Annotated in this window: 13 protein-coding genes; 7 read left to right on the plus strand and 6 right to left on the minus strand. The window is 63.8% G+C overall.

The window, feature by feature from the left end; all coding sequences use genetic code 11:
• Window positions 1-5: 5 nt before the first annotated feature.
• Window positions 6-773, plus strand: a complete 768-nt coding sequence (locus tag KQ661_RS03845; RefSeq protein ID WP_216685701.1) for an alpha/beta fold hydrolase — start codon at window positions 6-8, stop codon at window positions 771-773.
• Window positions 774-1,233: 460 nt separating this feature from the next.
• Here KQ661_RS03845 and KQ661_RS03850 read toward each other — a convergent pair whose 3' ends face one another.
• Window positions 1,234-2,448 (minus strand): DUF1501 domain-containing protein, encoded by a 1,215-nt coding sequence (locus KQ661_RS03850; RefSeq protein WP_216679436.1) that lies wholly within the window; start codon window positions 2,446-2,448, stop codon window positions 1,234-1,236.
• A 204-nt stretch (window positions 2,449-2,652) separates the two neighbouring features.
• The gene (locus KQ661_RS03855; protein ID WP_216685702.1) at window positions 2,653-4,224 is read right to left on the minus strand and encodes a DUF1800 domain-containing protein; all 1,572 of its coding nucleotides are present in this window, start codon (window positions 4,222-4,224) and stop codon (window positions 2,653-2,655) included.
• A gap of 143 nt (window positions 4,225-4,367) precedes the next feature.
• On the opposite strand from KQ661_RS03855, the gene KQ661_RS03860 reads away from it, so the two are divergent.
• Together KQ661_RS03860 and KQ661_RS03865 are read left to right on the plus strand one after the other, a co-directional pair.
• The gene (locus tag KQ661_RS03860) at window positions 4,368-5,411 is read left to right on the plus strand and encodes a retropepsin-like aspartic protease (protein ID WP_216685703.1); all 1,044 of its coding nucleotides are present in this window, start codon (window positions 4,368-4,370) and stop codon (window positions 5,409-5,411) included.
• Entirely contained in the window at window positions 5,408-5,611 is a 204-nt protein-coding gene (locus KQ661_RS03865) for a hypothetical protein (protein ID WP_216679439.1), read from the plus strand. Before KQ661_RS03860 ends, KQ661_RS03865 begins: the two co-directional genes overlap by 4 nt.
• Window positions 5,612-5,745: 134 nt before the next feature.
• Here KQ661_RS03865 and KQ661_RS03870 read toward each other — a convergent pair whose 3' ends face one another.
• On the minus strand, window positions 5,746-8,343 hold the full coding sequence (locus KQ661_RS03870) for a lamin tail domain-containing protein (RefSeq protein WP_216685704.1): 2,598 nt from the start codon (window positions 8,341-8,343) through the stop codon (window positions 5,746-5,748).
• A 120-nt stretch (window positions 8,344-8,463) separates the two neighbouring features.
• Here KQ661_RS03870 and KQ661_RS03875 point away from each other — a divergent pair, with 120 nt between their 5' ends.
• Window positions 8,464-9,462 (plus strand): aspartate-semialdehyde dehydrogenase, encoded by a 999-nt coding sequence (locus tag KQ661_RS03875; RefSeq protein WP_216679441.1) that lies wholly within the window; start codon window positions 8,464-8,466, stop codon window positions 9,460-9,462.
• 95 nt (window positions 9,463-9,557) lie between these two features.
• Window positions 9,558-11,534 carry a carboxypeptidase-like regulatory domain-containing protein gene (locus KQ661_RS03880; RefSeq protein WP_216685705.1) on the plus strand — a complete coding sequence of 659 codons (1,977 nt, stop codon included), beginning with the start codon at window positions 9,558-9,560 and terminating at the stop codon, window positions 11,532-11,534.
• 52 nt (window positions 11,535-11,586) lie between these two features.
• Here KQ661_RS03880 and KQ661_RS03885 read toward each other — a convergent pair whose 3' ends face one another.
• Window positions 11,587-12,714, minus strand: coding sequence for an IS4 family transposase (locus tag KQ661_RS03885; RefSeq protein WP_216685694.1), 1,128 nt, complete (start codon window positions 12,712-12,714; stop codon window positions 11,587-11,589).
• 107 nt (window positions 12,715-12,821) lie between these two features.
• On the opposite strand from KQ661_RS03885, the gene KQ661_RS03890 reads away from it, so the two are divergent.
• Entirely contained in the window at window positions 12,822-13,430 is a 609-nt protein-coding gene (locus KQ661_RS03890; protein ID WP_216685706.1) for a DNA-3-methyladenine glycosylase, read from the plus strand.
• A 4-nt stretch (window positions 13,431-13,434) separates the two neighbouring features.
• Here KQ661_RS03890 and KQ661_RS03895 read toward each other — a convergent pair whose 3' ends face one another.
• Window positions 13,435-13,893: a GNAT family N-acetyltransferase gene (locus KQ661_RS03895; protein ID WP_216685707.1), complete on the minus strand. Its 459-nt coding sequence runs from the start codon at window positions 13,891-13,893 to the stop codon at window positions 13,435-13,437.
• Window positions 13,894-14,029: 136 nt separating this feature from the next.
• Here KQ661_RS03895 and KQ661_RS03900 point away from each other — a divergent pair, with 136 nt between their 5' ends.
• On the plus strand, window positions 14,030-15,433 hold the full coding sequence (locus tag KQ661_RS03900) for a PQQ-dependent sugar dehydrogenase (protein ID WP_216685708.1): 1,404 nt from the start codon (window positions 14,030-14,032) through the stop codon (window positions 15,431-15,433).
• A gap of 199 nt (window positions 15,434-15,632) precedes the next feature.
• Here the strand turns inward: KQ661_RS03900 and KQ661_RS03905 are convergent, their stop codons facing one another.
• Window positions 15,633-20,366, minus strand: a complete 4,734-nt coding sequence (locus KQ661_RS03905; RefSeq protein ID WP_216685709.1) for a beta strand repeat-containing protein — start codon at window positions 20,364-20,366, stop codon at window positions 15,633-15,635.
• Window positions 20,367-20,796: the final 430 nt, after the last annotated feature.

Consider the following 20,796-nt stretch of genomic DNA (forward strand, 5'->3'; position numbering starts at 1 on the left):
CCCGTATGACTCCCGCCTCCACCCCGCCCACCATTGTTTTCCTCCATGGCTTTGCCGAAAGCCGGGAGGTGTGGACCGACTTCACCCGCGCCTTCCCCGACGGCTACCGCCTGCTGGTGCCCAACCTGCTGGGCCACGGCACCAATCTGGCCCCCGTGCCCGATTTTTCGATGGAAGCGCAGGCCCGCTATGTCATCGACTACCTTAACCAGAAAGGCTGCCCCGACCCGGTCTTGCTGGTGTGCCACAGCATGGGCGGCTACGTGGCCCTGGCCCTGGCCGAGCGCTGGCCCCAGCGCGTGGCCGGCCTGGCCCTCATCAACTCCACGGCCCTGCCCGATACCGACGAGAAGCGCCAGAACCGCGAGAAGAACATCAGCTTCGTGGAGCGCCACGGGGTGGGCAAGTTCATGGAATCGTTCGTGCGCCCGCTTTTCGCGCCCTCCAACCGCGACAAGCTGACCGACGCCCGCGGCCTGCTCGAGGAAATTGGCAAGGCCACTCCTGAAACCACCATCACCGGCGCATTGCGCGGCATGGCCGTCCGCCCCGAGCGCACTCAGGTGCTGGCCAAAGCCCCCTTTCCAGTGCTGCTGGTGGCCGGCAAGCACGACGTGGCTGTGCATTTCGACGATGCTGTGCGGCAGGCAGCCCTGCCGCCGGTTGGCGCGGCGCTGTTTCTGGAAGGCAGCGGGCACCTCTCGTACCTGGAGCAGCCCGAGGCCACGCGCCGGGCCGTGCTGGCGCTGGCAGCGGCCGTGTTTGGGCGGTAGGCTACAGAAGGCTGCGCCACCTTTTGCAAGCGTATCAGCACCGATATGCCCGGCGCGAAGTAGGGTGCGGGGCTTGCCCCCGCCCGTCGTTGAAAGAAAGCCGGGCCATCATGCAACGGCGGGTGGGGACAGGCCCCGTATCCTGCTGGTTTTAGTAAAAAGACTTGTTCCCGAATAAGAAGTAGTCAAAGATTTTAGCCGATTTTGACGCCTGAATGGTCTTTTTGGTTTAGCCAAGCCCGTATCCTTGGATTCTTTGAGCAGCCCCCGTTTCTGGTGCTAAATACGGCTTGGAAAATCACCGTTCTCTTATTGAAGCTGTTTAGAAAATCCCCAAACGGTCATGCAGCGCGCAGCGAAGCATGACCGTTTGAGTACCTTTTGTGACTTTCTAAACAACTCCAACATTTAACAGCCGTTCTACCTCCTCAATTCGGGCAGATGAAACGGCTGTTAAATGTTAAATGAAAGACGTTCGCTCGAAGCCCTTGCCGAGAATGGCCGTGTCGTCGGCCCCGAGCCAGTCTTTGAGGATGCTGGCGTAGATGCTGCGGAAATCGACCTGGTGGCGCAGGTCGCCCTGGTCGAGGTTCACGAGGTCGGGAGCGGCGTTTACTACGCCTTTTTTCTGGAGGGCGCCGCCGGCCAGGAACACGTTGTTGGCTGTACCGTGGTCGGTGCCGTTGCTGGCGTTCTGGCCCACGCGCCGGCCAAACTCACTGAATACCAGCACCAACGTGTTGTTCCACTGGTCGTGCTGGCGCAGGTCGTCGGCCAGGGCAGCGAGGCCGTTGCCGAGGTCGGTGAAGAGGCGCTGCTGCTGCTCGTGCTGGCGAACATGGGTATCAAAACCGTTCAGGGCCAGGTAGTACACCCGCGATTCGACGCCGGAGTTGATGAGCTCGGCGGTGGTTTTCAGGTTTTTGCCGAAGTCGGAGTTCGGGTACGTCACGGCCGATTTGTAGATTTTGGACTTGTCGTACAGGTAATCGGCTGAGGACGCCGTTTCGGCCAGCGTCTTATACAGGTAATCAACCTGCTCCTGGTGGGCGGGCGCGGTTTCCTTGCTCACCTTGGCCAGCAAGCGGTTCTGACTGATTTGGTGGAATTTATCCGGGTTTTTCAGGGCCAGGCCCTTGCGCTGGCCGCCTTTTAGGGCGAGGCTCAGCGTGTCGTCGATTTCGAGGGCGTTGTAGGGCCGCTGGCAGTCGGGGCAGTTGGAGTCGAGGTAGCGGCCCAGCCAGCCGGTGCTCACCACCTGGTCGGAGCCCGAGCCCGATTGCCAGATGTCCATCGAGCGGAAGTGCGAGCGGTCGGGGTTGGGGTAGCCCACCGAGTTCAGCACGGCCAGTTGGCCCTGGTCGTACAGGCCTTTCAGGCCTTTCAGGGCCGGGTGCAGGCCCAGGTCTTTATCCAGCGCCAGAATCCCCTCGGCTTCTTTGATGCCCAGCGTGGGCCGGGCCTTGTAATACAGTTCGTTGCGGTAGGGGATGACGGTATTCAGCCCATCATTGCCCCCGCCGAGCTGCACCACGATGAGGCGGCGCGCCCCGGTGGCATCGCGCAGGCCGGCAAGGCCTGGCCCCCGGTCCAGGGCGTGCAGGAACTTGGGTATCAGCAGCAAGGTGCTGGCTAAAGCGGATGTGCGGAGGAATTCGCGGCGGGTGGAAGCCATAGCTCTATTGGTAAGGGTTGAGAGAACATCAAACTCCCCTCCTTAAAAAAGGAGGGGACGTTTCAGCGAAGCTGAAACTGGGGTGGTTGAAGTCGTTGAACGACTCGCGGCCGAACTGTTCGCCCATCGTTCAACGACTTTACCACCCCCGTCCGAGCCTGCGGCTCGAACACCCCCTCCTTAAAAAAGGAGGGAAGTTTCACCTTACGCCAGCTGGTATTCGGGCAGGCTCAGCAGGTTCATTAAGGTGGCGCGCAGTGCCTCGGTCGGCTCTTTTTGCTGGGCGGCCTGTTGCACCAATTGCAGGTTTTCGGGCCGAATGCTGGCCTGGAGCAGGAAGCCGCTGAGCTTCTCGGGCTGCTGTGCAGTAGGCGTAGCCCCCAGCAGCAGCTGGAGCGGACCCAGGGGCAGGTGGGCACCCGCGCCGGGCCGCACGGTGCGCTCGGCCTTGGTCTGGTTCGGGGCGATATCGTTTTCGTCCTGCTTCAGGGCCACGGCAAACTCGGCGTTTTTGAACAGGATGGCCGGCAGCTGCAGGCGCAGCAGCAGCGACGACGAATCAATCCAGTTGCGGCCGCCGGGCCAGCCGGCCACGTTGGGCGGCTGAAACAGGTTTTGGCCCAGGGCGCGCTGGTAGCCCAGCAGCGGCTGCGCGTTGTCCACCTTCACGTTCAGGGTGCGGCGAATGCCGGCCAGCAGCTCCACCGGGCTCTTGATGTGGGTGCCCATATTGGCCGGTTCGTAGAACCAGTCGGCCGAAAACAGGCGCTCCATAAGGTCGGCAATGTCGTAGCCGCTTTTGCGGAAGGCCACGGCCAGCGGCTCGATGTGCGCCGGGTTGGGCACGTCGTTCACGAAGAAACGGTAGAGCTTGGTGGTCAGGAACGTAGCGGCGGCGGGCTGGGCCAGAATGTGCGTTAGCACGTCCTCGCCGGTCAGGTTGCCGGTTTTGCCCAGGAAGGTTTTGGGGCCGGCATCGTGCTCCCGCTGCTGAAACCGGAAGTTGCCCTGCCTGTCGTAGCCCCAGCCGGTAAAGGCGCGGGCGGCCTCTTTCACGTCGGTTTCGGTGTAGTTGCCGTGCCCGAGGGTGAACAGCTCCATCACCTCGCGGGCGAAGTTTTCGTTGGGATGCTCCTTGCGGTTTTGCTGGTTGTTGAGGAACTGGAGCATGGCCGGCTCCCGGCTCACGGCCAGCAGCAGGTCGGGGAATTTCCCCAGGGCGTACTGCCGGGTGGTGTTGTGCAGGCTGAGCGCGGCATCGGGCTGGCGCACGCGGCAGGCAAAATGCCCGTGCCAGAACAGCGTCATTTTCTCGCGCAGCTGCGCCGGCGAGCTGGCCATGCGCTCCATCCAGGCCGTGCTCATGTTATTAAAAGCATCGCGAATGCCTTCGTTCTGCATCTTGCGCTGGGCGGGCGTGAGGTCGGCGCGGCGCAGGCGGGGCACGCCGGCCGCAATGGTGCCGCCCTTGAAGGCCGCGCGGGGCCGCATGAGGGCCACGGGCGTTGCCGGCGCACCGGGGGGCGCGGGCAGGTCAGGCTTGATTACCATGCCGTTAGGCACGGGGTTGTTTTTGGTCGAGGCCGGGTCGGTCATCACCATGCCCTGCGGGTTGGTGTAGCTCAGGGTGGGGCCGGCGAGGGGCTCGTAGTGCTCCGAATCGAGAAGCAGCTGGCGCAGGGCTTTGCGCGGACTGAGGCCGGCGGCCACGTCCTGCGGGCGCGGGCCGAAGCCGGCGCGCCAGTAGAGATGCTGCAATTGCTGGGTGCTGTTCATACCGGTAAGACGCCGGGCCGGGCACGGGGTTTAAGCCGGCCCGGCACTTGCCGGCGCAACTCCGGCGGCGGTAGGCTGGTCATTAGCACGCGCTACTGGCAGCTATTGCGTCCCAACGGTGTTGCCCAAAACAGGTATTCCCGATGAAAAAACTTTTCCTGACCGGCTGCTTCTATCTATGCTTTCTGGCTGCCGCGCTGGCCCAGGTGGCTACTGGCGTGGCGCCCCTCGACCAGCTGGTGGCCGCCATCAATGCCAAATCGGTGGAGCCCCTGCAGCCCTACCTCACGCCCGAAACCCGCCTCGGCAGCCTGCCGCCGGCCTACACGGCGCGGGTGCTGGCCCAGCTCATCCCGCAGTTTGGGCCTCTCGAAGGTTTCCGGGTGGTGCGCCAGACCGCCGAAGGGGCCAACACGCGCTACATATGCGCCATTACCCGCAAGGGGGCCGATAAGGAATACGATTTCCTGCTGACGCCCGCCGGCACGTTTGCCGAGCTGAACCTGGCCCAGGCCAGTCTGAAAAAGATTGATACTGCCTTCAAGCCCGAAGACCTGACCACGCCGCCCAGCCTCGACGTACCCGTGCGCATCAGCCACGACCTGCTGCTGGTGGAAGCCGAGGCCAATGGCTGCCGGGGCTGGTTTTTTCTCGATTCGGGGGCGCCGGCCCTTATGCTGAATAAAAAGACGTTTCCGCCGGCCGCTACCGAAACCACGCTTGCTGTGAACGGGGCCAAGGGCGTGAACGGGGCCGTGAGCGGTATGTCGTACCACCTCACCAAAACGTTTGACTGGAGTGGTATTCGCTTCGAAAACAAAGACTTAGCCACGCTCGACCTGACCGGCCTCGAACAGCAGACCGGCGTGGAGCTGCTGGGCATCATCGGCTTCAACCTGCTGAATCCGTACGCCCTGACCCTGGACTACCGCGCCCAAAAGGTGCTGCTGCGCAAGCCCGCCACCCCCGATGCCCTGCCCGCGCCGCTCATGCGCGTGCCCTTCACGCTACGGGGCCACCTGCCCGTGGTGGCCATGACGGCCAACGGCCAGACCTTTCAGATGGGAATCGACTGCGGGGCGCAGAACAACCTGCTCGACCAGCAGTTCGAAGCTGCTTTTGCCAATAAGCTGCGCAAGCCGGAAAAAGCACCCTGCACGGCGGCGATGGCGCGCTGCGCACCGTGACCAGCGGCCAGCTGGCCGATGTGCGCCTAGCCGGCCCGCTGCCCTTCCGCAACCAGCAAACCGTATTCTCCGACATATCTCAGTTCAACCAAAACCCCGATAAAACGCCCTTGCAGGGCTTGCTGGGCTACCCGCTGCTCAGCCAGTACCGCACCACGATTGACTACGTGAACAAGCAGCTGGAATTTCGGAAGTGGTAGGCTGCTGTTTAGAGGCTTCCAAGCAGGTAGTCAGTAATAAGTAGTCAGTAATCAGACTCCATCTATCTAAAAACCAGTCTATTGATTCCTGTCTGACTACCGATTGTTGATGACTGACTACTTAGGCATCCGGCTTAAAACCGTGCGCCCAGCACCACCGTTTTCTTGTATTCGCGCTTCTCGCCACTGGTGGGGCGGAAGAGCTCGACCAAGAGAATATAGTACCCCACGGCCGCCTTGTGGCCTTTCTCGTCAATGCCGTCCCACTGAATGAAGCCGTTGGTGGGCAGGGTTTCGTTGCGGGTGAGGTGGCGGGTGAGGCGGCCCAGGGCGTCGTACACCGTTACGCTGGCGGCGTAGCCGGGGGCGTCGAGGTGGTAGTTGAGGATGGCAAAATCCTGCTGGCCGTCGTCGTCGGGGGTGAAGACTTCGGGCGTTATGGTTAGCTCCTGGTCGCCGCCGGCTTCGTCCTGGGCCTGCGAGTTGGGCCGGCCGGGCGTGGCATAGCCCGCCGCGCTGGCCGCCGAATGGAAGTTGCTGCCCAGCGTAGGCCCATTGGTGCGAATGCGCTCCAGCGACACGCCATCCTGGGTGGCCAGTAGGCTCAGATGCAGCGCTTTGCTATACACAAACCGGTCGATTTCGAAACCTTTGCCGTCGGCCAAAAATGCCGTGCCCACATCAGCAAAGGTGGGCAGGCTGGCCGTCTGAACCAGATTGGCCGCGTCGCTGCTGGTGGGGTACTGCGTGATGATGATGGCCAGGCTGCTACTGAACGCCAGCAGCTGTCCCGGTGCCAGCACCAGCGGCCCGGTGCTGAGCACGGTGGTACTGGCGGTACCATCCGGTTTCACGCTCCCGATTTGCCAGCCCTGCAAATCGATAAATTTGTTGCTGCGGTTGATGATTTCCACAAACCGCACCGCGCTCACGCGAGGGTTGAACAATAGCTCGTTTATTACCACCTCACCGCTCACGGCCGTTTCGGGCAGGGCGAAGGTGGCGGGCTGCAACACGCCGCTGGCATTGCCGACGCAGTCGGTGGCCGTTTGCACGGTGAGGACGCTGGGGCGGCTGGGGAGCAGCGCGGTGGCCAACGTGAGGTCGACCTGCCGGAAATCGGGCCCCACGGGCGCGGCCCGTGTGATGGCCGGGCCCGGCGTGGCCAGCGCGTAGCGGCCCACGGTGGCGGCGGTGGCGCTATCGAGCTTTTCGGAGAAATAGGCCCGCACGGTGTTCGCGTTCAGGGCGATGGCGCGGAGCAGGGTGGGGGCCAGGGCATCGGCATTGGCGGCGCGTACCGAGTTGGCGCGGCGGGGGGTGCCGCCGCTGGCGTTGGTGCTGGCCGTCCAGTTGCCGGCCCCCGCGCAGAAGTTGTTGGTGTCAATCATTTCCAGGCTCCAGCCGCCGTCCTTTTTCACCGCGTCGCGGTACCAGGTGTCGGAATATGCCACCTCAAATAGCGTGCGGCCGTCGCGCCCACGCAGGATGAGCTGGTCGCCGCCGTTGTTGAGCGAAGGGAAATTGGTGGGTCCGTACACCTTGCCGTACTGCGTGAACTGGCTGATGCGGGTGCTGCCGCACACAATGGCGTACTGGCCGGGCAGGAGCTTGGCCGTATCGGCGAAGGCAGCGAAGGTGGTGCTGCTGGTTTTGCCCAGGCGCACGCCGCGCAGGCTCAGGGTTTTGGTGGTGCTGCGGTTGTAAATTTCCAGGTATTCGGAGAGCGGCAGGCCTATCTGGGGCGTTTCATCGGCAAAAATCTCGCTGATAATCAGGTCGCCGAAGGCCGGAGCGGCGGGCAGCGACGTGAAGGCAGCCGTGAGCGGCCCGCCCGCCACGTTGCCGTACAGGTCGGCCACGTTGCGGGCCTCCAGCACGTCCTGAGCCGCAAAATCGGCGGCGAAGGCCAGGCGCACCACGGCCGGGTTGGTAGCCGAGAGCTGCGCCGAAACCGGCACCGCGCCGCTTTGCAGGCGGTAGTTGGCGGGCAGGCCGGCGCTGGCGGCGGCCACGGCTTCGTTGAAAACCACGTCTACCTGCCGGGCATCGGCGGGCACGGCGCGGGCGAGGAGCGGGGGCGTGGCATCGGTCACCACAAAGTCATCGAAGTAAAAATTGCGGTTGTTGGTGGAGGAATAATTCAGGAATACGCCCACGGCTACGCTGCGCTGATAGGTGGCATCGAAGGGCTGAGCCGCCTCGGCCACGAAGGTGCGTCCGCCGATGAGGTCGCGCTCCAGGGTCCACTGGTTGGCCGTGGTACGGGTTACGCGCACGCGCACCAGGTTGTTGGTCGTAGACAGGCTGTTGAGCGCACCGTCGATGACCGGTACGGCCGTGCGGGTGGAGTCTTTGCGGAAGAGACTGACTTTGCCGCCGGTGCCGCCAAGGCGCACAAAGTAGCCGGAGTTGCTGGTCGCCCTGAGGTCGGCCTGCGAGGCGATAAGCCACACATCGGCATAATTGCCCGAAGTGGTGACTACCCGCAGATTAGCCCAGAACTCCCAAACCGTGCCGATAGTGGCCTGGCAAGGGGTGCTGAGGGCAATCTGCGTGGTGGTGACGGCCGGGCCGTTGCTTTGCAGCACCTGCGCATTTACCTGGAAGCTGGCCGCGTCGCCGGTCCAGGTGGGGTTGGCGGTGAAGTTGCCGTCGCTGAAATTATCGGCCAGCTGCGCGTGGGCGAAAGCGGGCAGCAGTAGGAGCAAGAAGTAAAGGTGTTTCAGCAAGGGAGTGCAGAAGATGATGAGGCCGGCAAAATGCAGATGCGGCGTCTAAAGTAATTGATTTCTGGCGACATTTGTAGTTGTGCGCTCATTGGCGCGCCTTTTTATTTTTCTGCTTTTTCCATGAAAATTGCTGTTGTGGGTGCCACCGGCCTGGTGGGCACCGAGCTGTTGAAAGTATTGGCCGAGCGCCAGTTTCCCCTCACCGAGCTGCTGCCCGTGGCTTCGGCCAAATCGGTGGGCCAGTTTATCGAGTTTCAGGGCAAAAAATACTCCGTGGTGAGCATGGACGACGCCATTGCGGCCCGGCCCGACATTGCCATTTTCTCGGCCGGCGGCTCCGTTAGCAAGGAGCATGCGCCGCGCTTTGCCGCCGTGGGCACTACCGTTATCGATAACTCCTCGGCCTGGCGCATGGACCCCACCAAGAAGCTGGTGGTGCCCGAGCTGAATGCCGACACCCTCACGCCGGAGGATAAAATCATTGCCAATCCCAACTGCTCAACCATTCAGATGGTGGTGGCATTGAATGACTTGCACCGGAAATACAAGGTGCGCCGCATCGTGGTGAGCACCTACCAGAGCGTGACCGGCACCGGTAAAAAAGCCGTGGACCAGCTCCTCGAAGAGCGCGCCGGCCAAACCGCCAGCAACCCCGCCTACCCGCACCCCATCGACCTGAACGTGCTGCCCCACATCGACGTGTTCGAGCCCAGCGGCTACACCAAGGAGGAGCTGAAAATGGTGAACGAGACCAAGAAAATCATGGGCGACGACAGCATCCGCGTGACGGCCACTTGCGTGCGGATTCCCGTGATGGGCGGGCATTCGGAATCCCTCAACGTGGAGTTTGCCGAGGAGTTTGACATGGCCGAGGTGCGCGAAATTCTTGCCAACACCGCCGGTGTAGAGCTGGTGGACGACCCTGCCACCAATTCCTATCCCATGCCCAAAGACAGCCACGGCAAAGACGCCGTGCTGGTGGGCCGCCTGCGCCGCGACGAAACTCAGCCCAAAACCCTCAATATGTGGGTAGTAGCCGATAATCTGCGCAAAGGCGCCGCCACCAATGCCGTGCAGATTGCCGAGTACCTGCTGAGCCAGCAGGTGCCGGCGAAGTAGCGGCAGAAACGTTGTAGAGACGCATGTTTGCGTCTCGTTGTTGAATAATTATGCCTGCGCCTCTGGTGTTGGCCGTTCAACGGCGAGCCGCAAACATGCGTCTCTACCGCGTCCAGCCCATGCCCGTTTTGAAGAGCCATTTTCTATTGCTGTGGCTGGTGCTGCTGGCCGGTTCGGCGCAGGCGCAAATGGTGCTGCGTGGCCGGGTGCTCGATGCCGAAACCCACCAGCCCGTCCCCAACGCGCAGGTAGGTGTGGCTGATAACCGCATCGGAACCAGCACCAACGATGCCGGCCGTTTTGCGCTGAGCATCCCGCCAGCCTACGCCGGGGAACAGCTGACGGTGGCCCTGCTGGGCTACCAAAGCTACTGCCGGGTGCTGCCGCCGCTGCCGGGGTCGGAGCTGCTTGTTGAGCTGAAAATCAGCCCGGCCGCGCTGGGCGAGGTGCGGGTCACGGGCTCGGTATTGGGCATTGTGCGGGAGGCCGTGGCGCGTATTCCGCGCAACTACCCGGTGCGGCCCACGCAGCTCACGGGCTTCTACCGGGAGTCGGATAATGACAGCCTGGGGCGGCCGCGCTACCTGGTGGAAGGGCTGCTGACGGTGTACAAAGCGCCGTACGCGCAGCGCACGAGTACTGGCGAAGTCACGATTCAGCAGTCGCGCCGGGTCGATTTGCGCTCGGATAAGCTGGTGCGAATTGACTGGGCTGGCGGGCCGTTTATTGCGCACCTGGCGGATTTCGTGCACCGGCGGGCGCAGTTTATCGACCCCGCCCACTTTCGGGACTACGACTACCGCCTCGCGCCCGGCAGCAGCTACCAGGACCGGCCGGTGTACGTGGTCACCTTCGCGCCCAAAGCGGCCAACCGCCGCGCCGATTTTGCGGGCCGGATGTACATCGACCAGGATTCCTACGCCTTTCTGGGGGCCGAGTGGCGCTACACGTCCGCCGGCCTCCGGCATTCCCCCAACGTGGCCGACTCGCGTGCCCTGCGCGTGTCCTACCAGCCCTACGCCGGCCGCTGGCATCTCAAAACCGTGTGGTGGCAAACCCGGGCCCGCCTGCCCATCGGCCCACCGCTCAATTACTTCGGCGAATTCCTGGCCACGGCCATCGATACGGCCCAAACCGCCCGGCCCGGCTACCTGGAGCGCGCCCAATACCACGACGTATTTCTGCGCAATGCCGTGGCCTACGACTCGGCTTTCTGGCGGGGCCACACCACGCTGCTGCCTCCCGAAACCCTGCGCCACACCCTGCTCGACCAGCAGCGCCAGCAACGGGCCGACTCGTTGTTTCGGCCGGTGGCAGCCGGCGATTCAATTTCGGCTAAAAATGCGCCGCAAACCCTGTTTGGGAAATTTCTGAGCCGCTTTCGCTACGGCGGCGCGGTGGGAGCATGGCCGCTGTCGGTAGCGGCGGCGGGCCTGGCGGTGGTGTATGCGCCGGATGGGTACGGGTTTGGTTTTCAGGCTGATAATTCGGTGAAAGCGCAGTCGTTTTCTGTTTATTCGCAGTTTGAATATCAGTTTGAGTTAACCCATGAGCTGGCCGTGCGCCTGGCCACGCAGCGCCTGTACGGGCAGTTCCGCGCCGATGGCTGGGCGGCCGGGCTGAGCTACCAGCGCAACCTCCTGCCCCGGCACCGCCCGCTCTACGGGCGCGCCGGCCTGGCCTACACCCGCCAGACCGCCGGCCGCGACCTGGGCACCTTCGTCAACCCCGATGCGGGCCTGCGCGTGGCCGGCACCCACCTCAGGGCCGATGAGCTCAGCGCCCAGCTGCAAGTCGTGACCGAGGCCCTGCAGCCCAGCCTGGGTTTGGGCCTGGAGCTCAGCCACAAGCTGGAACTGGTGGCCGATGCCAGCTACCTGCTGCCGCTGCGCACCCGCACCCGTCTGCAGCTGGCCGAGGAAAGCGGTTTTTTCCTGACCCGAAGCGCCGCCGCCATCGATTTGCCCCACCCCGACGTAAGCCTGCGCACCAACGACCAGCCCACCGCTGCCCTGCCGTGGCAGCCCCGGCCCTGGTTGTTCAGCCTCGGGCTGCTGTACCGCTTGCGGTGAGGCCGTAATGCGAAGCGCCGCTTCGCACTACACTCGGGTACGCGCCACTACTCTACCCTACTATTTTTCTAGTGAATTGATATCGAGTAATTTGCCAGCAAAACCAGCGCAATACTGTTTCCACCATTCGGGCGAGCTTCTCAGCCGCCCCGGTACCGGGGCGGCTGAGCTGGCGCAGGATATTTAAGCCGTGTCGGCTAAGGCTCATGGCTCGGTAGCCGTGGTTTTTGCGGCCGATGGGCTGGCTTTTCCGGTCGGCTACCGTGCCCACGCCCAGGCAAAAGGCGTACGCCAGACTGACCAGGGCCACGAGCTTGCGCAACTTCAGGTGGCAGCGCAAGTGACTGGCCTCCAGGTTGAAGCCCCGACCTTTGAGGTTCTGAAAGCACTGCTCGATGGTCCAGCGCTTGGCGTAGAGCTGCCCCATGTACGGCAGGCCCACGTTGCCAAAAAGAAAGAGGAAATCCCCGTCCGTCAAGGCCTTGACCCAGACCTGTCCCCAGACCTGTCCCCAGACCCCGTCGACCTGGCACTGGGCGAAGCGCCGGGTCTGTCCGACGGCCAGGCCCAGGTCCGTAATGGCTTGCCGGCGGCCACTCGGGTGAGTGAGCAGGTGGTGCCGGGGTAGACGCATAACAAAAGGCAGTCCGTTGTCCTTGAGCCATTTGAACCAGGCATGGCCCACGAATTCGCGGTCGCCCAGCACCAGGCCAATCCGGTCTTTGCCCAGCACCTGGACGCAGACCCGGAGCAGGGCGATGCGGTCAGCCGCGTTGGAATTGCCGCTGCGGTTGTCGAGCAGTTCCCAGTAGAGGGGCACGTGAAACGCGCCCTGACCCACGGTCACGAGCAGGATATTGACCTGGCACTGGCCGAAATCCCACTCCGTGCGGTCCAGGCACAGGCGCAGCTTGCCCTGGGCCGGCAGCAGGCCCAGCACTAACTGCGCCAGCACCAGATAGTTCAGGTCCGTTTCGCGGAAAAAATCCTGAATCCGGGTTTCGTTCGAGGCCAACTTGACGGCATCGTTCAAGTGCTGGGCCACCTCGCAGAATTGGACGTTGCGGCTTTTTATCAGCGCGATAATGAACTGGCTCACAAACTTTTGGCGAGCCAGGTTGCGCACCACCGGCAGGTGTTGTAAAACGGTCGTAATTTTGGCGATGAGGCGTTGCTTCATGGGGCGGAACGAGTTGAGCGTGTAGGAACCTCAAAGGTCGGGCCGCCCCGTTTTTTTGCCTTGCCTGACTTTTAGTAGGGTAGAGTAACGCGCCACTACTCTCCATTATGCCCCAAAAACTCCCCACCGCCTTCTTCCAGCGCCCCGATGTGATGGCCATTGCCCGCGACCTGCTGGGCAAGCACCTCTACACCCACATTGATGGGGTGCTGACGGCCGGCCGCATCGTCGAAACTGAGGCCTACCGGCACGAGGGCGACCAGTCCCTCACGCTGCACTTGCAGCGCAAGCGCCACCAGGCGCAGGGCCTGCACGTGCCCGGCGGTCACGCCTACATCTACACCGTTTATAACCGCCACGCGCTGTTCAACATTGCCACGCACGATGCCCAGCACCCCGACGCGGTGCTCATTCGCGCCATCGAGCCGCTCATTGGCGTGGAGGAAATGCTGCGCCGCCGGGGGCTGGCCAAGCCCATGCGCGCCCTCACCGCCGGCCCGGGCGTGCTGAGCCAGGCGTTGGGCATCACGCCCGCCCTCACCGGCCAGCCGGTTACCGGCGAGATTATCTGGTTTGAAGACCACGCCGAAAGTGTGGCCGCTGCTGCTGTGGTGGCCAGTGCTCGGGTAGGCTTGGCCTATGCCGGGGCCGAAGCGGCTGGGCTGCCGTGGCGCTTCCGGTTGGAAGATAGCAAGTGGACCAGCCCGGCGAAATAGCGGGCTACGGTGCCGGGTACGGGTTAGGGTGCTTGATTTCGAGCCATCTGTCCGGCCGGTCCAGCGGCTCGTAGCCGAAGCGCTGGTAGAGGGTGTGGGCGTCGAAGGTAGCGAGCAGGTGGCGGCGCAGGTTTTGCAGTTCGGGGTGGGCCAGCATCTGCTCCACCAGCCACTTGGCGAGGCCGTGGCCCCGGAACTCGGGCAGCACAAATACGTCGCAGAGCCAGGCAAACGTGGCCCTGTCCGTCACCACGCGGCAGAAACCGGCCTGACGGCCATCGGGGGCGTAGAGGCCGAAATTGAGCGAGTTGGCCACGGCGCGCTCCACGGTGGCGCGCGGAATGTGCTTGGCCCAGTACGATTCTTCGCTCAGCCAGCGGTGAATGGCAGCGAGGTCGAGCCGGGCGGGGTCGGTGCTGAGGGTGTAGCCGGTGGGGTGGGTGGCGGTGAAAAATTCGGCCATGCTGGAAGTCGGTAAATGGTGCTGCAAGCTACAAAATCCGGCTGCGGGCCGGGCCGGCGGCATCCGGTTACGGCCGGGTTTCGTTATCTTTTGATAAACAACCGATTTATCCGTTCATCCCCTCCTGCCTATTGCCATGAAACTTCTACGTAATGCGTTGCTGGCCCTGGGCACCCTGGGGCTGCCGCTCGCCGCCTGTGCCCAGGCCCCGGCCCTCACCACTTTCGCGGTAGGCACCACTACAGTCACGGCCTCGACCCTGGCCTCCAACCTAGCCACTATATGGGAGCTGGTGTGGGGGCCCGATAATTTCATCTGGGTGACGGAGCGCAGCGGCCGCATCAGCCGCGTGAACCCGGCCACCGGGCAGGTGCTGCCGCTGCTCACCATTGCCGACGTGACCGAAAGCAACGAGAGCGGCCTGCTGGGCATGGCCATCGATGCTACGCCCACAGGGCAGCCGGCCGGTACCTACGGCGTATTTGTGGTGTACAACTACACCGACCAGGGCACCCTGAAGGAAAAGCTGGTGCGCTATTCCTACGCCAATGGCGCGCTGAGCAACCCCGTGGTGCTGCTCGGCAACATCGTGGCCACCACCAATCACAGCGGCTCGCGCCTGCTGCTGCTGCCCGACCGTACCCTGCTCATGACCACCGGCGATGCGCTGGTAGCCTCGGAGGCGCAGAACCGCGCCTCGCTCAATGGCAAGATTCTGCGGCTGAATTTTGACGGTACCATTCCGGCTAACAACCCCACGGCCGGCAGCGCCATCTACACGCTCGGGCACCGCAACCCGCAGGGCCTGGTGCGGCTGCCCGATGGCCGCATCTACAGCTCGGAACACGGCCCCAACAATGACGATGAAATCAACAAGATAGAAGCCGGCCGCAACTACGGCTGGCCCAACGTGGAGGGCCTCTGCGACCTGCCCGCCGAAGCCACCTTCTGCACCGCCAACAACGTGCGCGAGCCCCTCACCGTCTGGACGCCCACCATTGCCCCGGCCGGCCTCACCTACTACGACCATCCGGCCATTTCCGGCTGGCGGGGCAGCCTGCTGCTGGCCGTGCTCAAAGACCACAAGCTCACCCAGCTGACGCTGGATGCGGCCGGCCTCACCATTCCCAGCCGCACCGATTTCCTCACCGGCTTTGGCCGGCTGCGGGCCATTTGCGTGTCGCCGGCCGGTAAGGTGTACATCGGCACCAGCAACCGCGACGGCCGGGGCAACCCCGCCGCCACCGATGACCGCATTCTGACCCTCGAAAATCGCGCCTACGTGCCTACGGCCACGCGCCCGGCTACCGCCTTCGCCTTCGACCTGTTTCCCAACCCCGCCCACCGGCAGGCCACTGTGCGGCTGCCCGCGCCGGGTGGCCTGCTCACGCTCAGCGACCTGCTGGGCCGCCCCGTGTATTCCGTGCGCCCCACCGGCACCACCGCCACGCTGGACCTCGGCAGCCTGTGCCCCGGCACCTACCTGGTGCAGGCCGACGGCGCGGCTGGCCGCAGCACCCGCAAGCTGGTGGTGGAATAAAGCTTTGAAAAACAATGTGTTGTGTAACCTTTGCTAAATACTTGTGCAGAAATGCTCGGCTACTCCGGTCTGACCGCCCTAGGCGGTCCGACCGGCGGGCTCGACCCAGATACGCTCACGGCTGCATGACTACCTGAATTCAACCAAAAAAAGGGCCGGCAAATTGCCGGCCCTTTTCGTTGCGGGGTAGTGCGGAAGGTTATTCCAGCACCACTTTGCGGGTCAGGACCTGGCCGGCCACCGTCACGCGGAGCGTGTAGAGGCCCGTGGCCAGGCCGTGGGTGCTCAGCGTTTGCTCGGCGGTGCCGCTCAAGGCTTTGGTCGCCACTACCTGGCCCAGGGCATTGAGTAGGGTTGCCTGGCCGGTTCCGCTTAGTCCACTCAGGCGTAGGGTGAGCTGGCCGGTGTTGCTGGGGTTGGGGTACACCAGCAGCGCGTCGGTATCGGCCTGGGCGCGGGTGGCGGTGGGCAGGCTCAGGATGGTGAAGGAGCCCGCCGTATCGGAGCTGCCGTAGCCGCTCACGGCCACGTAGTAGCGCGTGCCCACCGTGAGGCCCGTCAGGTTCACGGGGCCTACGTTGAGGTTGTTGTTAGCCGCAGCCTGGCATTTCACGCTGGTGAACGGCCCGGCGGCACAGTCGGGGCTGGTGTACACGCGCACCATGCCGGCGGCCGTACCCGTGATGGTCAGGATGCGGGTCGTCGTCGTTGCCACAAAGGAGAACCACACATCCTTGGGCTGGGCCGCCGGCGAGCAGGCCGGCGTGATGATGCCGTTCTGGATGCTGGTGGTTGAGCCCACGTTCGAGCCGGTAACGGTAGTAGTGCCCAGAGCAACCGCACCGCAGGGCTCATCGTTGGCTGGCGCGGTGAGCGGCGTGGTAAAGCACGTCGGCCCCACGAAAGTGCTGCTGCCATTCACCGTGCCGCAGTTCTGGCGCACGTAGAAGCAGTAGTCGGTAGCCGCCTGCAGGCTGGTCAGCGCGTAGGTAGCGGCCGTGAGGCCGGTTACGCTGGTGCCGGTGCCCTGCGTGAAGCCCTGCACGCCGTATTCCAGCTCGTAGGTATTGCCGGCGGGCAGGCCGCCGGTGGGGGCCACCCAGCTGAGCGTAGCCGTAGTGTTGGTCACGTTAGTAGCCGAGGGGCCGCTGGGGGCCGCGCAGTTCGACGGCGCCGTGGCGCACACCGCAATCTGACCGGCGTTGGTGCTGCTATATGCCCAGGCGCGGATGTAGAGCACCTCGCCCGGCGTGCGGCCCGTGAGGGCCACCTGCGAGTACAGGCCGTTGGTATCGTCGTTGCAGCCAATCTCCGTCAGGTTGCCGCAGGTACCGGCGTACAGGTTGATAACCGTATCGGTGATGTTGCTGCCGGCGGTAGGGGCCACGGTTTTCACCGTTACCGACCCGCTCACGGGCACCGTCACTTTAAACCACACGTCCCGGTTCAGGGTAGTGGAGCAGCTTGGGGTGGGGGCTCCCGCCGAGGTGGTGGCGGCGGTGTTGTCGGCAGTAGTCTGGGTGATGCAGGTGCCAAACTGAATGGGCACGTTGAGCGCCCCGGCGCATTCATCATTCAGCGGGGCTACCGGCGGAGTGGTGAAGGTGAGCGTGGCGGCCGGCGAGGTCTGGCCCGCGCCGCAGTTGCTCACAATGGTAATCGTGTAGCTCGTGCCAGGCGTGAGGCCGGTCAGGCTCACCGGCGAAGTCGTGGCCGTCTGGGTCGTGGTGGTGCCGCCGGTAGGAGTCACCGTCACCGTGTAGGTGGTGGCGGCGGTGCCGGGCGTGAAGTTCACGGTGGCTGCTGTGGGTGTTAATCCGCTGGCAGAGAGGCCTGTAACGGTGGGGCAGGCCAGGTAGGTGATGTTCACGTTATCCAGGCCGATATCGGTGGTTCCGAAGTCGCCCACGGCGCGCAGCCGGATAATGGTGGTGGCCGTGAGGCCCGTGCCGGGCAGATTCACCGTCTGGCGGGTCCAGGTACCGGCCTGGCCGATTCGGGCCAGCGCCGCGCTGAACGTGGTGCCGCCGTTGGTGCTCACAAACACGTTCAGCGAGTCGGTACCCGAGGTGTTGATGTAGTCGAAGCTGAGCGCGGGCGTGCCCGATGTGCCCGCCATGTTGGCAAACAAATCCAGGCTGCCCCGGGCGCGGCCCGATACATTATAGGAGTGGAAGCGGGCCGAGTGCAGGCTGGTGCCCGTGCCCAGCGGGCTGCCGGCGGGCGTGTAGGCGCCCGAGGCCGGGCCGGTCCAGGCGGCGCTGGCCCCGTCGTCGTCGCGGCGCCACGAGTTGTTGCCCGTCAGGGGCGTGTTGCGCCAGTTCACGGCCGGAATATCGTTGGTGCCGCACTGGCCGGTCCAGGCCGCTTCGAAGTCTTGGTTGTAGGGCGTCGTGTTGTTGATGAGCACATACGGGGCCGCCGCGCAGCTCGTGGTGAAGCTGGTGGTGGTGGCCGTGGAAGTCGTGCTGCCACTGCAGTTGCTCACAATGCTCACGGTATAGGCCGTATTGGGCGTCAGGCCCGTCAGCGTTATCGGGGCCGATGAAGGAGCAGGGGTGACGGTGGTGGCCGTGCCGCCGGCCGGGGTCACGGTCACCGTGTAGGTGGTGGGGCCGGCGGGCGGCGTGAAATTCAGCACTGCGCCGGTGGCCGTCACGCCCGAAGCCGTGAGGTTGGTCACGGCCGCGCAGGCGATGTAGCTCACCCGCACGTTATCCACCCCAATGTCGGAGAAGCCAAAGTCACCCGTGCCGCGCAGGCGCACGATGGTGGTAGCCGTGAGGCTGGCCGGCAGCGATACTAGCTGATGCGCCCAGGTAGTGGTCGTATTCAGGCCCAGTAAGGCGGGGTTGAACGTGGTGCCGCCGTTGGTGCTCACAAACACGTTCAGCGAGTCGGTACCCGAGGTGTTGATGTAGTCAAACTCCAGCGTGGGCGTGCCCGCAGTGCCGGCCATGTTCAACGACAAATCCAGCGTGCCCCGGGTGCCATCCGTGGCATCATAGGAGTGGAAGCGGGCCGAGTGCAGGCTGGTGCCCGTGCCCAGCGGGCTGCCGGCGGGCGTGAATGCCCCCGAGGTACCGCTCCAGGCGGCACTGGTGCCATCGTCGTCGCGGCGCCACGAGGTATTGCCCGTCAGGGGCGTCGTGCGCCAGTTCACGCCGGGAATCTCGCGGGTGCCGCACTGGCTCAGCCAGGTGGCTTCAAAGTCCTGGGTGTAGGGCGTGGTGTTGTTCACCGTAGCATAGGGGGCGGCCAGGCAGTTCGTCGAGAACGTAACCACCGTGGGCTGCGAAGTCGAGCCGGCCCCGCAGTTGCCCACGATGCTCACGGTATAAGCCGTGCTGGCCGTCAGGCCCGTCAGCGTCAGGGGCGCCGCCGTGATGGTTTGGGTAGTGGCCGTGCCGCCGGCCGGCGTCACCGTCACGGTGTAAGTCGTTGGGCCAGAAGCCGGCGTAAAGCTCACCGTTGCGCCCGTGGCCGTGATGCCGGTTGCCGTAGCAGCCGTCACGGCGGGGCAGGAAACGTAGCTCACCCGCACGTTATCCACCCCAATGTCGGTAATGCCAAAGTCGCTGGTGGCGCGCAGCCGGATAATGGTGGTGGCCGTGAGGCCAGTGGCGGGCAGGTTCACCGTCTGGCGGGTCCAGGCAGCGACCGTGGTCAGGCCCAGCAGCACGGGGTTGAACGTGGTGCCGCCGTTGGTGCTCACAAATACCTTCAGCGAGTCGGTGCCCGAGGTGTTGATGTAATCAAAATTCAGCGTGGGCGTGCCCGCAGTGCCGGCCATGTTCACGGCCAGGTCTAGCGTGCCACGGGTGCCGCTGGTAGCATTATAGGAGTGGAAGCGGGCCGAGTGCAGGCTGGTGCCCGTGCCCAGCGGGCTGCCGGCCGGCGTATAAGCACCCGAGTTGCCACTCCAGGCGGCGCTGGTGCCGTCGTCGTCGCGGCGCCAGGCGTTGTTGCCCGTCAGGGGCAGGCCGCGCCAGTTGGCATCGGGCGCATCGCGGGTGGCGCACACGTTCAGCCAGGTGGCTTCAAAGTCTTGGGTGTAGGCCGTCGTGTTGTTCACGGGGGCATAAGGCGCGCTGGCGCAGCCCGTGAAGAAAGTAATGGCATTGGCGGCCGAAGTCGAGCCGGTGCCGCAGTTGCCCACAATGCTCACGGTATAGCTCGTGCTGGCCGTCAGGCCCGTCAGCGCCAGGGGCGACGCCGTGATGGTCTGAGTGGTGGCCGTGCCGCCGGCCGGCGTCACCGTCACGGTGTAGGTGGTGGCCGCCGAGGCTGGCGTGAACGCCACCGAAGCGCCCGTAGCCGTGATGCCCGAAACCGCGAGGTTGCTCACGCTCGGGCAGGCCGCCGGCGCTCCCACCGTGAGCGTAAAGTCCTTGGTTTCGCCGCTGCCAAACGAGGTGCAGGCATTGGCCGCGCCGTTGGCGTTGCCCGTTCCCCGGCTGCGAATACGCATGCCCGTGGTGCCTTGCACGGCCGTAGTGGGCACCAGCAGCGTAGCGCTCACCGGCGTGCCCGTGGGCGAGGCCGTGGCTACCTGGGTCCATTCGCTGGCTTCGTACACGAAATTATGGTTGTAGTCAATCCACACCGACACAATGCTGCTGCCGGTCAGGGTCACGCTCAGCGTGTAGGGTACGCCACCCGAAATAGCGCCCGTGTTGGTGCTGGTGGCCGGGTAGCTGGTGTAAGCCTGGCCGCCGGTAGCGGCGCAGCTAAGCCCCGTCGCGTTGAGCGTAGTGCCCGACAAGCCCACGTCAGTAATATCGTTGCCGCCGCAGGAGCCACCCAGGCCCGTTGCGCAGTAGGCCGTAGTCTGGGCCTGGGCCGGCCCGCTACCAAAAAGCAGTGCCGCGAGCAGCAGTGCCCCCGTCTGCGGCCAGTGCCGCCTCGTGAAAGAACGTAGAAGTGTCGTCATAAGTAGGAGAGTAGGGTGAAGAGGAGAAAAATGGAGAAAAGGTGGGGAAATGCCGCAACTGCCAGCAGCCGCTCCTGCCGGTTTGGTGTCGTAATGTAGAAACAAAGCTCGAATGCTTGGCTACCTTACCTGCTTTTAACCATTTACTTACCGCGAAGGCAAATTGCTGCTGCCAGCTTCTTTCTAATAACTACTAGCCGAGCTATCAGAAAAATTATCTTTTCAGGGGTGTTAATATTCAAATAATATGGTTATTTATTATAAATATGTTCCTTAAATAAGGATGATATGTATTATTTCTGATTTTCAACTGTCATCGTAGCAAGGTGGGACTTTGTGCCCGTGCGTGCACCCGGTCAGTTGGCTTCGTCCTTATTACTGAGCACCCTTGCCCGGCGCACTGGCTCGCCGCTACTACCCACAAGCGGGC

Source organism: Hymenobacter siberiensis (assembly GCF_018967845.1).
In the GTDB taxonomy this organism is placed as follows: Bacteria; Bacteroidota; Bacteroidia; order Cytophagales; family Hymenobacteraceae; genus Hymenobacter; species Hymenobacter siberiensis.